Here is a 12,333-nt window from a genome sequence, read left to right on the forward strand (position 1 = left end):
ATAATCATAAGACTTTTTTAATAAAATTTCAATTAAAAAAATTATCCTGCCGCCAGCAGGATGGTAAATATAAAAAACAAAACTGAACATACCAGCATGATATTTAAAATTGTATCTGCGCTTGGGGAAGGATTTTTATCCTTGATTTGTGCGGAATGACTTATAAGATTCCGGTAAAAAACATCGAATTCAATACTGCCCTTCAGGGCGGAGTTTATCAAGTTAAAAAATCCCGGAGGATATTTCGAGCGGACCACTGATAATAAACCGGATATGTGTGCGGCTTTTTTAAACTTTTGGGGTTCCAGCATCTCGATTATTATACAGGCCAGGGAAAACATGTTATAATTCCTGTCCGCAATCCGCGGGCCCATGTTCCAGGCCCCCCGGTCATAGTTTTTTGTAAATTCCCTTATACTGGCCCCTTCCCGCATGATTCCCGCGAGGTCCACCAGCTTTACGCTGCCATCGGAACATACAATGACGTTTTCCGGCTTTAAATCGCAGTATATAAGGCCTTTACGGTGGATTTTTTCTAAAATCCCTCCGAGTTTTATACCGATATCCAGAGCATTTTTTAAAGTGAGGGGCCCTTTTTTAATATTTGCCTGAGGGTGTTTCCCTTTATATATTCTATTGAAATATAATGCTTCATATCCCCATCTTTAACTACATCGTCGATTTCATAGGGTTCCGGTGCGAAGCCATCGGGTGAAAACTCCTTCAGATAGCGGTATTCTCTAATAAGCCCTATCATATCCTTAGATATTTTCAATGCCACAGCCCTATCGCCACATCTGGCAAGGAACACGCTGCCGCTTCCGCCGCTTCCTATTTTGGATAAAATATGATACTGGCTGCCGTGGAATCTACCCCGGACTGTCCCCCGGAAAGGCTTATACCACATATTCACCCTCCCAGGCCAGGGATTCCTTTTCAAACAACCCTGCAGCATCTTTCAGTGCATAAGCTGTGGGTGTGGCTCCTCCCGCTGAAGGCTTCAATATCATGGTATTCAACTGCTTTTCATCATTTGTAAAATCTGATTCAAGACAGGTAAACCGACCGGATGGTCCGGGAAAGGTTACTACAGCCACCAGGCCGCCGGATTTGCGTACAGAAAGGGATTTAACAAGATTTACGGCGCTGTCCTTGGCAGCAGGGAGTTTTTCCGCCATGCTCCCGCTGGTGTCCAGCAGTATGAGGCATTTTAATGGGATGTCATCCTCCATCTTTTCTATGATTTTCACCACATCGTCCCTCTTTTCCGGAGCCAGATCTTGAAGGCCTTTTCCGAAACTTTTTTCCAATTCCCTGCTTACTAAGCTCCGGATGGTGTTCAGGGTGGATTTGTGGGTAACCATCGTGACGCTTTCCGAAAGTTCTTGAAGCTCTACTATTTGAAATTCACCACCGCCGGCGCGGGCTATGCTTTCAACTTCCCGGGCTCCGGCGCTACCCTGTTTACAGATACCTATGGTATTCACTATGATTCCCCGTTCATGGCAAAAGGCTGCGGCGTTCGAAGGATCTCCCCCGACATTGGAACATCCGTCGGTGATAAGGATTATTTGCTTAAGATATGATTTCTTCATAATAACCTCCTCAAAAAATAAAAAAATACTGGATATTACATTATCTCCAGTATTTGCCATAAATATTCCGGGAACTTTATTCATTTATCCCAAAGCCTCGCGGCCATTACAGTCATATCATCTCTGGCGGCGCTTCCCAGCCTTGCCTTTTTCAAAACCTCATCGACAATTTCCTGGGGATTGGCGGTGCGGAGTCCCGAGAGCAGCTTTTTAAGCTGCTCCTCACCATCCTGGTGCCCTGAAAGAGCGTCAATTACGCCGTCGGTGACCATCACCACTATGTCGCCAGATTTCAAATCTCTGTGAATTACCCTGGGGCAAACTTCGTCCATAATACCTACCGGCAGGCTTCCACCCTTAATAGTTTCAACCCGAAAGCCACGCTTGACAAAACCGGCAGCAGAACCGGCCTTTATGAAATCGGTCATGCCCGTATAAGTATCGATAACGGCCATATCCACCGTGGAAAAACTCTCATCGCCGTAAGATGCAGCCATGGCCGAATTCGTTATCTTCAAGGCGGCGTCGTAATCAAATCCCGCTTCCATCAGACGTTCCAGCAAAGTCAGGGTCCTCTCGCTGTGTTTTGCGGCTTTATCCCCAACTCCCATGCCATCGCTCAATGCCAGCAGGTATCTGCCGTCACTCAATTCCGAAAAGCAAAAGTCATCACCTGACACTTCAAATCCCTCTTTTGCGGCTCCGGCCACTCCTACGGCGACGCCAAGCCCTTCCTCGGAAATGGCTTTAAGCCTGCACCAGGAACTGCCGCTTTTTAAAGGACAATCCAGAACCCTTATCGAGAACCTTTTACCCATGACCTCCGACAACCCCCGGGGTATCAATGCCTCGCACTGTCTTTCTCCTATACAGGGGGATTTAACCATACTTATCTCATGTTTACAGTTATCTTTTTGGAAATGGATGCGTTCAAGGCGCACACCTAGGGATGAAAACTTTTCCGCAAGTTTTGCCTCAATGGGGGCATCCGTATAATCCTGAGGCATATCTTTAACCAGGTTCTTAACTATTCCGGCAGCTTCCTGGAAGCACGCCCTGATTTTTTCCCGGCTGTATTTTGCAATGTTGTTCATATGCCTCTCAAGATTATAGACACAACTAAATTCATCGATAATTTTCTTTATGTCACCGGTCTTACCGCACCGGACCCTGAAAAGATGCGGGAGGCCCACCGAACGGTCTGCCTCACAGGCCTTGATAAGCCCGTAAAAAGACCTGACCGTGCGGGCAAGCTCCCTCTCCCAGCAAGTCCTGTTAAGTCCGCAGGAAGAGCATACCTTCTGCTGAGCCTCCTGGCAAACCCTATCCAGAAATTCTCCCTGGCATATGTCATTATTACGCCCGAGGGGCTCCACGAAAGCTTTTCCAAGCTCCTCCAGCAGGACGGCCATTTCATAAAGCCTGTCACCCGCAGATTTTATAATATCCGCTTGATTTTTTAGACTCTGCGCCGCTGTTTCATTCAGATATATGTCCAGCTTTTTCAAAAATCCGGCAGGCAGCATCAGCAAAATGCCGCAGGAAACCGCCAGCGCCGTCCAGGGAATTAAACTCTCTCCCATGGAATTTACATACAGGTTGTATAGCACATAGCCAAGCACAAATCCCAGGATAACCCCCGGCTTTCCCATTTTATTGAAAGTCCCCGCCACAAGGCCCGAAAAGGCCAGGATCGCGACAAGCCATGGGGAGATGGCAAAGGAAAAACCGGTTATGCCTATGATTATGCCCGTTGTGGCACCGGCTCCGGGTCCCCCGGTAAGTGCCATTATCAAAACACCCAGCACGCTTATGATATTTTTTATATTTATACCATATATCTTAAAATTACCCACAATAGACAGACCGACGCCGGCCAGAATGGCAAGGCACACACTCTTTTCCGCTTCCTGAACCGGCACCTTAAAAAACCAGGATAAACCCCCGGGGATTATAAATGTCACTATACATGCGAGGCCTGACTCCATGCCCAGCAGCAGCAAGTCATAAGGGGACATGCCCATTATGGATAAATACAAAAGCCCCGCCAGAGCATTGGATATGAAGACAAGCAAACCCACCAGAAGCTCCCTGTGTTTCACTCTCGTTTTAAAGAAACTCACGCCCAGCGTAAATAAGGCCATAGCTCCCAGATAGCGAAGGGCAGCAGGGCTTTTCATGGCCAGCAAAATCCCAAGAAAGGAAAATATGGCCGTAGTGATGAATTTTTTTCTATGAAGAACTGCAGTAGCCAGGTACGATAGGCCGAAAGGATAAAGTCCGTTGATGGATGCCATACCGAAAAGGAAGGCAAACACATTGAACCATAACTGTTCCGATAGAAAAAACTTTGATTCTGAGAAAGGCAAGCTGCGGATTTTCCATTTTCCCCTTGCCCTTTCATAATTTTGCCATTGAATATGAGCTCTATTTATCAATATCTCCACCTACCCTGTTTGACCTGGTAGGTTTTATTATAAGACAAGCTGCTTGTAAAAATTGTCATTTATGGAAGGTATATCTATAAAATTTTATGACAAAATCCTTTTTAATCCCACACTTTTTAAAAAAAATGTTAAATGGTGTCCGGGTTTTTTATATTGAGTTGTATAAACAAAAAAAGCCGCTTTTTGCGACTTTGTGTTATCATAATAATGGTGACCCCGGCGGGATTCGAACCCACGTTACCGCCGTGAAAGGGCGATGTCTTAACCACTTGACCACGGGGCCATATGTGATGTGAGAGGTGTGAGGTGTGATGTACGATTAAGTAGGAATTTGCCTTTCGGCAAATTCTTCTATTCCCACTTCCAACTTCTCACTTCGCATTTCAAAATTTGGTAGCGGCGCAGGGATTTGAACCCCGGACACTGCGGGTATGAACCGCATGCTCTAGCCACCTGAGCTACGCCGCCCCATTGTGATGTGAGAGGTGGGAGGTGTGATGTGAGATTAAGTAGGAATCGCCCTTCGGCAAATTCTTATATTCCCACTTCCAACTTCTCACTTCGCACTTCGCACTTCTGATATGGTGGCGGGGGCTGGATTTGAACCAGCGACCTCCGGGTTATGAGCCCGACGAGCTACCGGACTGCTCCACCCCGCGTCGTTTTCGATGTTCCGCTTTTATTACCGTATTACCGGCACTTTTATATTGTATAATAAAATTGCCGTTTCGTCAAGGGCATGAAAGCTATTTTCATATCTCTGGCGAAACCTGCTTTAATTTTTTAAAATAATATGCATAGACAGTTAGTAAGGTTTCTTTATTTTGATGTCCTTCATCGGAAAATGTTTTATATTAAGCGTTATCAATTCTGCATCAAGGTAATCAGCCGTCGCAGCGATTATTGCATCACCGATATTCAGGGCATGAGATTTAAAAAAGTCATGCATGTATCTTCCTGCTCTTTCCCCGATTTCGCGATTAACATCCTTTTCTTTATAAATCTCCAGTAAATATTCAACATCTTCGATTTCTTTTTCTCTAATACCTGCCAATAATTCGATTCTTGTTACTACTGAGTAATAAACTTCTCCGGCTTCTGATAAGCTTTTTAATGTTTTTTTTGCAGGTTCTTTTCCTTTTAAATGGTCAATAAATATATTTGTATCAATCAGATATTTCTTCATTCGCTTATCTCCAGTCTCTTGTTCCATGAACTTCGTATCTTTTCTATATAATCTGTTCCTATATCATCCCTATCTTTCCATAAGCCAAAGGTTTTTTCAATGATAATATCCTTATCCATTCTATCTTTTTCTACATATTCGTTTATGGCTTCCCTTATACATTCAGCCATGGTCATATTATTCAATTTGGCCAAATTCTTTAGTTTTTCTTTTTGAACCTTTGTAAGGTAAATTTGAGTTCTTTCCATTATCTCACCTCTTATACATTATTATTATACATTTATGTTTATAAAAAGTAAATACTCTTTCTGCATACAACATGGTTGTATAAAAACTCCCGAAAAAAATATATCACCGTAGAAGGATATAAACAAAAAAGCGGCATTTGCCGCTATTTAAAAAACACTCAACTGTTCATCTTTTACATCTGTTATAAACATGTGACCCGGCGAATGGGTAATCATTATTTCGGGCTTGGATTTCATAGCCACCGCCTGGGGTGTGACACCGCAAGCCCAGAACATGGGAACTTCCCCATCCCTTATCTCAACAGCATCTCCAAAATCCGGCCTATCCAACGATTTGATACCAATCTTTGACGGCTCCCCTATATGGACAGGAGCGCCATGGACCGCCGGGAATCTGGATGTCACCTGGACTGCTCTTATAACCAGGTCCTGTGGAATGGGTCTCATGCTCACCACCATATTTCCGCGGAAGACTCCAGCGGGTCGGGTCTGAATGCTGGTTATATACATAGGCACATTCCTGCCCTGCTCTATATGTCTCACCGGTATGTCGTTTTCCAGCAGAGCCTTTTCAAAGGTGAAACTACACCCCAGAAGAAATGCCACAAAATCATCCCGCCAGTAGCTCGTTATATCATTTACTTCCAGTTCCAGTTGGCCTTTTCTATAAATTCGGTATTTCGGTATATCGGTGCGAAGATCCGCACCCGGCGCCACACCTCTGGGCTCATGGCTCCCTATATCGGTAACATCCAGGATGGGACAGGGCTTTGGATTGCGATAGGCGAAAAGCAGAAAATCATAGGCTAACTCTTTTGGGAGTATAACCAGATTTGCCTGGGTATATCCCAGGGCTAAGCCACAGGTAGGCCCTGACCATTTTCTTTCACGAATAAGCTTACGAGCATCATTTGCCCCTATTTTTGACAAATCATTTTTAACATCCACTACTGTTGCCCCCTATTTCAAAATATCAATGTTTACATTAAACACTCTACCATTAACAGTCACATCAAAATACCTCGACGGTACAAGTGTTTCTTTTATTTTATTTAAAACTTCTTCCTTTTCTTTCAACAATTGATGGGCTTCTTCAACACTGATAGCCCTGAACTTTATCCTATCTCCCGGTTTTAACTGGGCAAGTTTAGATAGGTCAATGGAAATTACTGTGGCGATTTTTGCATAGCCGCCAGTGGTCTGGGCATCTTTGAGCATTATTATGGGCTTCCCATTGCCCGGTATCTGTACTGCTCCGGGCATGATACCGTCAGTAATTATGTCATGCTTTTCTTTCGCCTTTATTGCAGGACCATCAAGTCTGTAGCCCATCCTATCGGAGTCTTTTGTGATAGTATAGGTGGAATTCAAGAAAAGTTCAATGACCTCCCTGGAAAAATAATCGTGTTGAGGGCCCGGAACTATCCGTATTTCTTCTTCAGCAGAATAATGGGGAATATATTTTTCGTTTACTTTAAAAAAATGTGTAAAAAGTGTATGCCGCTTCAGCGATAATACATCCCCTTTTTCCAGCCGCCTCCCCTTTATGCCCCCAATGCTGCCCCTGGTATATGTAGAGACGCTCCCCATAACCACGTCACCATCAAATCCGCCCGAAACAGCCATGTACGCCCTGCAACCCGTTTTCACTGGAGCAAAAGAGAGGGTTTCACCCTTCCTCACAGGAAACGACGACCAACAGGGCCTTTCCACGCCATTTACCAGGGGATTTATCCATGCACCCGTTATCGCCACCGCCGTGTCCTGCAGGACTTCGAGGCTAGGACCCATGAGGGTTATTTCCAGAACCGGGGCATTTTCGACATTTCCCACCAGTATGTTGGCCACCCGGAAGGCAAACTCATCCATGGCACCGGAAACCGGCACTCCCTGGCTTTCATATCCGAACCTGCCCATGTCCTGTACGCTCGTAAAAAGTCCGGGATTTATAACTTTAAAACATTCCATTTTCATCCCCTCTACCCGTCATAATTATAGGTTTTCACTTCATAGGCGTTTCTGTTGACTTGCTGCTCTATCTCATGAAATTCATCTGGAGTTATCCTCACAAACTTTATGTAATTGCCGGCTTCCAGTAAAATGGGTTTTTCCCTGTGAGGGTCATAAAGTTTAACCGGCGTCTTACCTATGAGTCTCCACCCCCCGGGGCTCGTGACAGGATATATACCGGTCTGACTACCCGCAATCCCCACCGAACCTGCCGGAATCTCAGTCCTGGGTTTTTCGAGGCGGGGTGTGGCTATTTTTTCCGACATGCCTCCAAGATATGCAAAACCCATGGTAAAGCCGAGCATATAGATCCTGTAGGCGCTCCCGGTATGGATTTTTATTACTTCTTCCGGAGTCATATTGTGATATTCCGCCACAAATTCAAGGTCCGGCCCAAAATCGCCGCCATAGGCTACCGGAATCTCGATGACCTTTGGTTTGAATTCCTCCACGCTAGTGGACATGTCACTTTTGGCTATCAATGCTGTCAGGTCATCGACCGTAAGTTTGAGTGGCTCGTATTTTATGAGAAGAGACCGATACGTAGGAATAATTGATGTAATACCTGTAACATCCTGTCTTTTCAGGGCGCTATAAAGGTTCAGCACCCTCTTATTGCATTCCTCGGATATCTCGTTCCCGTATTCCACCACTACGGCTTTGTCCCCGGCCGGCAGAATTCTCGGTATTTTATACATTCACCAACACTCCTCAAACAATTTACATCGAGTCTGTCGACATAATCCTACCTTCAGTGTATAGCGCCATAAAAAATTATAAGAAACTGGCCATTGGAGCAATTTTTACGCCATTTTCCTCCAGGACTTTTCTTAATCTTAGTGCAAATTCTACAGCCTGTGGGTTGTCTCCATGGACGCATATGGTGTCGGCCCTGACTTTTATATGGCTGCCATCCACCGCCTCCACCATACCCTCTTTTACCATTCTCAATACTCTCCTGCAGGCAAGGTCTTCGTCATGTATCATGGCATTGGGCAACTTTCTGGAAACCAGTGTCCCGTCGGGGTTGACATTCCTGTCGGCAAACACCTCGCAGGCAAACTTTAACCCCGCTTTCTCGGCCGCTTTCTGCATGGCGGTATTTGCCATAGCCACACATATGAGATTCTTATCCACCGAAGCTATAGCTTGAGCAATGGCATCGGCCAGCTTCTCGTCTGCGGCGGCCATGTTGTACAGAGCGCCGTGGGCTTTCACATGCTGCAATTTCATTCCATGACTTTCCGCAAAGGCTTTCAATGCGCCTATTTGATATATTATGTAGCTTTTTATGTCCGATAGGGAAATGTCCATGTTCCTCCTGCCGAAACCCATGAGGTCTGGAAAACCGGGATGCGCTCCGACAGCCGCGCCGTTTTTTTCGCATAATCCCACAGTCCTTTCCATCACCACCGGGTCTCCCGCATGAAACCCGCAGGCTATGTTTGCGGATGAAACGTATTTTACAATTTCATCATCCATGCCTATCCGGTACGCTCCAAAGCTTTCCCCTATATCGCTGTTCAAATCCACGACTGCCATATTATTACCTCCGTTTTAAAAATTTATAACTAAAATTTTACCATATTTTTTTGCAATTTTTATGCCATAAAACAGAGTCTGACTGGAAGCCTTTATTGGTTTCACTGATAGAATTGCCCCGAAAAATTTTATCTATACTTCTGTGCGATTTCGCACGTATAATATTACCTCTTCACTTTGCATCTCGCAAGGTGTATTATAATGCGTAGGAAAGCAAAGATATTCTTTATTATATGGCTTTCCGTAACGCATTTCAAAAAAGCTACCGCTATTATTGCTTATAATAAAAGCTTTTTTATTTTCTTAAAAAGCGCCGGGAGGATTTTTATGAATCAATCTGTGCTGTTCATGCTTTTCTTTCTTGTTTATACTTTTTTAATGATATATTCGGGAAGAAGCGGTTTTTACGACACATACAATGTAAGAGATTTCTTTGTGGCCGGCAATTCCCTGGGGGTTTTCCTGAGCACCGCCACTTTTGTGGCCACATGGTTCAGTGCAGCTTCGTTTCTCGGCCTCGGAAGCTCCCTGTATATTTACGGCGTGTCATCAATAATTTACAGTATATTGCAGTGGTTTGCCGGAGCGATTTTTCTCTTTTTTCTTGCTTCCCGCATAAAGGATTATGACATTCTGACTTTTTCGGAGTTTTTCTATGTCAGGTTTAACTCCAGATTGATGCAGTTTTCAGTGGCATTTTTGATGATAGTATCCTATATCCTATATATAACCATGCAGATAAAAGGCTTCGGCCTGGTGACGGAAATGTTGCTGAACATCCCCTACGATGCTGCCATCCTTCTGGTGTATCTTTATATCCTCTATACCACCTTCGGCGGCCTGTATTCCGTTGTAAAAACCGATGCCGTAAATACGTTCATCATAGTTGCGGCTTCAATATCTTTCGGCCTTTTTATCATCCGGGCAAATCACGGTGTTGCAAACATCATTGCCGGTGCGGCAAATATTAATACTTTGCCCGTGTCGGGATGGGAAACCCCCACCCCCAGGGGCGGCCTTCTGGATATCTCCTGCGGCGGGCTGCAGCCTCCAATATACCTTTTTACCTCCTTTTTCGGCTGGGGCCTGGGCCTGGCCGCAAATCCTCAATACGCCATAAGAATGATATCGGCAAGGGATAAATCCGTGGCAAGAAAAATGGTCATATTTTCCATAGCCGTTCTTTCGGTAGTATATGCCTTTATTATCGCGGGTTCCATCGGTCTCAGAGTTTTGATTCCCACCGCCCCACATATAAACAATATAGACGAGATAATTCCATCGCTCTTTTCCGGCATTGCCCCCGGCTATTCCGTTGGGATTATATTAATAGGAATCATAGCGGCGTCGGTCTCCACTGCCAATTCCGAGCTCCTGCTTATTGCCAACAGTTTTACAAACGACATATTCAAAAATTTGTATTTCGGACAACTGGATGACGACAGAATGTTATTTTTAAACCGTGTGGTCATAGCCGCAGCCGGCACCGTATCCCTGATCCTTTCCTTTAACCCGCCGATTAAGGTAATAGAATTCGGCGGAAACATCTGGGGAGTTTTCGCCAGTTCGACCTTTATCCCCCTTTATGCCGGGGTATTCATGAAAAAAGCATCCGGACATGCTGTGGAAGCCGCTTTTTTCGCCGGGCTGACATCATATTTGCTCTTTCTTGCGACCATACCTTACCTCGCAAATTCGACGCCGAACAATATCCATCCGGGCCTGTTTGCCTTTGCGGTATCCGGCCTGGCGTTCATTATAGCGCAAAGGAGGTCAAATGATGCGAAGCATTGAACTTAAAATTCTCGTGCCCTTTCTTGCCATCATCATTATATCGCTGGGCGTGGTCGGAAGCGTATCATATTACGGTTCCTATAAAATATTTGAATCGTTAATCAAACAGCCATTTTACGCAAATACCGGTATAAATGCTGATTATATCTCAAACCAGCTTCTGGAACTTCAAAAGTACACAATTCTTGTGGCAATAATAGCCATAATCGCTGCCGCACAGCTCACCATCTTTTTTTCATACAGTCTCGCAAGGCCTATAAAAAAGCTGGCTGCGGCATGCGATGAGGTGTCAAAGGGAAATTTTAATATAACCCTCGATTACTCTCGAAAAGATGAGATAGGGATATTGAAAGATGCATTTATTCGAATGACCGCAAAGCTACAAGAGCATATTGCAAAGGTCCTGGAGATAACTTCCCTCAACCAAAAAATCATAGATGGGGTAAATTACGGGATAGTAGTGTTCACTAGGGGCCGGAAAAAACTCCTGGTAAATCGTCTGGCTTCTCATGAATTCAATAACTATCCTATAATAAGAGAATTTGTCGAAAACTTAATACAGGATTTCCTGTCAGGAAAAGCCCCCATATCATCCAGTTCAACAATGATAAATGATAAAAATGGGTCTTCAAAATTCGTGGAATACGACATCCAGCCCTCCGAGGATAACTTCATCTTATGCTTTTCGGATATTACCGAAAAAGAGCGGTTCAAGCAAAAAATGGAATATATCAACAGGCTTACATCGATAGGGGAAATGTCTGCGGCTCTTGCTCACGAAATAAGAAACCCTCTCCAGGGCATTAAATCCTGTCTTCAGGTGCTGGAAACCAGGTTTTTAAGTGCCGATGATACTTCTACCGCCCTTTTGAACCTTATATACGGGGAAATAAAACGCATAAACAACATCATTTCAGATTTGTTAAATTATGCAAGACCATCTGAACCAAAACCAGAATATATAAACCTCAGACAAGAAATAGAGGATGTCCTGCCGCTGCTTGCTCATTTATACAATAAAAAACACATTTCCATAAAGATTGACATAACTCCAGACTGTAACAACATTTTCATAGATAAATCCCACTTCAAACAAATCCTTATAAACCTGTTGTCAAATTCTATCCATGCAAGTCAAGAAAATACTGAAATTGTAATCTTCACCACCAAAAATAAGGATGAGATAGTATTAAGCATCAGGGACCAGGGAAAGGGAATTCCGGAGGAATACCTGGAAAAGGTGTTTATTCCCTTTTTCACCACCGAGGAAAATGGAACCGGCCTTGGACTCTCAGTAGTCCAGAGCCTTGTACTAAAAAATCACGGCCACATATGGATTCAGAGCAAAAGCGGCATCGGGACCACCATCAACTTTGCTTTTCCGTTCGATTTCGCACATTTCGTGCGCTATTACGATAAAGCCATTACTTGAATAGATTTTAAATGTACTTCATAACCAACTTTCATAATAGAAAGCCTCTCACCGAGAGGCTTTTTTATTTGGAATAAAA

General features: G+C 44.2%; 12 protein-coding genes and 3 tRNA genes. 2 read left to right on the forward strand and 13 right to left on the reverse strand.

Translation table 11 applies throughout. The annotated features are described in order from the left end of the window. Nucleotides 1–41 precede the first annotated feature (41 nt). From D2962_RS15860 to D2962_RS15920, 13 genes are all read right to left on the reverse strand, one after another. The gene (locus tag D2962_RS15860) at nt 42–632 is read right to left on the reverse strand and encodes a protein kinase domain-containing protein (protein ID WP_122015552.1); all 591 of its coding nucleotides are present in this window, start codon (nt 630–632) and stop codon (nt 42–44) included. Next, nucleotides 578–907 carry a hypothetical protein gene (locus tag D2962_RS15865; RefSeq protein WP_122015553.1) on the reverse strand — a complete coding sequence of 110 codons (330 nt, stop codon included), beginning with the start codon at nt 905–907 and terminating at the stop codon, nt 578–580. Before D2962_RS15865 ends, D2962_RS15860 begins: the two co-directional genes overlap by 55 nt. After that, nucleotides 897–1,595 (reverse strand): vWA domain-containing protein, encoded by a 699-nt coding sequence (locus D2962_RS15870; RefSeq protein WP_162991261.1) that lies wholly within the window; start codon nt 1,593–1,595, stop codon nt 897–899. Before D2962_RS15870 ends, D2962_RS15865 begins: the two co-directional genes overlap by 11 nt. Nucleotides 1,596–1,675: 80 nt before the next feature. Beyond that, entirely contained in the window at nt 1,676–4,033 is a 2,358-nt protein-coding gene (gene spoIIE / locus D2962_RS15875) for a stage II sporulation protein E (protein ID WP_122015554.1), read from the reverse strand. A gap of 217 nt (nt 4,034–4,250) precedes the next feature. After that, a tRNA-Glu gene (locus D2962_RS15880) sits at nt 4,251–4,325 on the reverse strand. 108 nt (nt 4,326–4,433) lie between these two features. Continuing rightward, nucleotides 4,434–4,510, reverse strand: a tRNA-Met gene (locus tag D2962_RS15885). A 114-nt stretch (nt 4,511–4,624) separates the two neighbouring features. Continuing rightward, nucleotides 4,625–4,701: transfer RNA gene (locus D2962_RS15890), tRNA-Met, on the reverse strand. A gap of 146 nt (nt 4,702–4,847) precedes the next feature. After that, nucleotides 4,848–5,228 carry a type II toxin-antitoxin system VapC family toxin gene (locus D2962_RS15895; protein ID WP_162991262.1) on the reverse strand — a complete coding sequence of 127 codons (381 nt, stop codon included), beginning with the start codon at nt 5,226–5,228 and terminating at the stop codon, nt 4,848–4,850. Beyond that, a complete protein-coding gene (locus D2962_RS15900) occupies nt 5,225–5,476 on the reverse strand; it encodes a ribbon-helix-helix domain-containing protein (RefSeq protein WP_120767340.1) in 252 nt (83 codons plus the stop codon). Before D2962_RS15900 ends, D2962_RS15895 begins: the two co-directional genes overlap by 4 nt. A gap of 147 nt (nt 5,477–5,623) precedes the next feature. Then, nucleotides 5,624–6,424 carry a putative hydro-lyase gene (locus tag D2962_RS15905; RefSeq protein ID WP_122015555.1) on the reverse strand — a complete coding sequence of 267 codons (801 nt, stop codon included), beginning with the start codon at nt 6,422–6,424 and terminating at the stop codon, nt 5,624–5,626. Nucleotides 6,425–6,436: 12 nt separating this feature from the next. Then, on the reverse strand, nt 6,437–7,444 hold the full coding sequence (locus tag D2962_RS15910; RefSeq protein WP_122015556.1) for a 5-oxoprolinase subunit C family protein: 1,008 nt from the start codon (nt 7,442–7,444) through the stop codon (nt 6,437–6,439). Nucleotides 7,445–7,455: 11 nt separating this feature from the next. Beyond that, nucleotides 7,456–8,184 carry a 5-oxoprolinase subunit PxpB gene (gene pxpB / locus D2962_RS15915; protein WP_122015557.1) on the reverse strand — a complete coding sequence of 243 codons (729 nt, stop codon included), beginning with the start codon at nt 8,182–8,184 and terminating at the stop codon, nt 7,456–7,458. 76 nt (nt 8,185–8,260) lie between these two features. Then, complete coding sequence (locus D2962_RS15920) at nt 8,261–9,028, reverse strand: LamB/YcsF family protein (protein ID WP_122015558.1); 768 nt, start codon at nt 9,026–9,028, stop codon at nt 8,261–8,263. Between the two features lie 327 nt (nt 9,029–9,355). Here D2962_RS15920 and D2962_RS15925 point away from each other — a divergent pair, with 327 nt between their 5' ends. After that, nucleotides 9,356–10,822 carry a sodium:solute symporter family protein gene (locus D2962_RS15925; protein ID WP_162991263.1) on the forward strand — a complete coding sequence of 489 codons (1,467 nt, stop codon included), beginning with the start codon at nt 9,356–9,358 and terminating at the stop codon, nt 10,820–10,822. Continuing rightward, a complete protein-coding gene (locus D2962_RS15930; RefSeq protein WP_122015560.1) occupies nt 10,806–12,254 on the forward strand; it encodes a sensor histidine kinase in 1,449 nt (482 codons plus the stop codon). The genes D2962_RS15925 and D2962_RS15930 overlap by 17 nt, the downstream gene beginning before the upstream one ends. Nucleotides 12,255–12,333 lie beyond the last annotated feature (79 nt).

Source organism: Biomaibacter acetigenes, from assembly GCF_003691585.1.
In the GTDB taxonomy this organism is placed as follows: Bacteria; Bacillota; Thermosediminibacteria; order Thermosediminibacterales; family Tepidanaerobacteraceae; genus Biomaibacter; species Biomaibacter acetigenes.

Coding starts and splice junctions, on each gene's coding strand:
- D2962_RS15865 (WP_122015553.1), bottom strand. CDS start 907: ATGTGGTATAAGCCTTTCCGGGGGACAGTCCGGGGTAGATTCCACGGC.
- D2962_RS15870 (WP_162991261.1), bottom strand. CDS start 1,595: ATGAAGAAATCATATCTTAAGCAAATAATCCTTATCACCGACGGATGT.
- D2962_RS15895 (WP_162991262.1), bottom strand. CDS start 5,228: ATGAAGAAATATCTGATTGATACAAATATATTTATTGACCATTTAAAA.
- D2962_RS15900 (WP_120767340.1), bottom strand. CDS start 5,476: ATGGAAAGAACTCAAATTTACCTTACAAAGGTTCAAAAAGAAAAACTA.
- D2962_RS15910 (WP_122015556.1), bottom strand. CDS start 7,444: ATGGAATGTTTTAAAGTTATAAATCCCGGACTTTTTACGAGCGTACAG.
- pxpB (WP_122015557.1), bottom strand. CDS start 8,184: ATGTATAAAATACCGAGAATTCTGCCGGCCGGGGACAAAGCCGTAGTG.
- D2962_RS15920 (WP_122015558.1), bottom strand. CDS start 9,028: ATGGCAGTCGTGGATTTGAACAGCGATATAGGGGAAAGCTTTGGAGCG.
- D2962_RS15925 (WP_162991263.1), top strand. CDS start 9,356: ATGAATCAATCTGTGCTGTTCATGCTTTTCTTTCTTGTTTATACTTTT.
- D2962_RS15930 (WP_122015560.1), top strand. CDS start 10,806: ATGATGCGAAGCATTGAACTTAAAATTCTCGTGCCCTTTCTTGCCATC.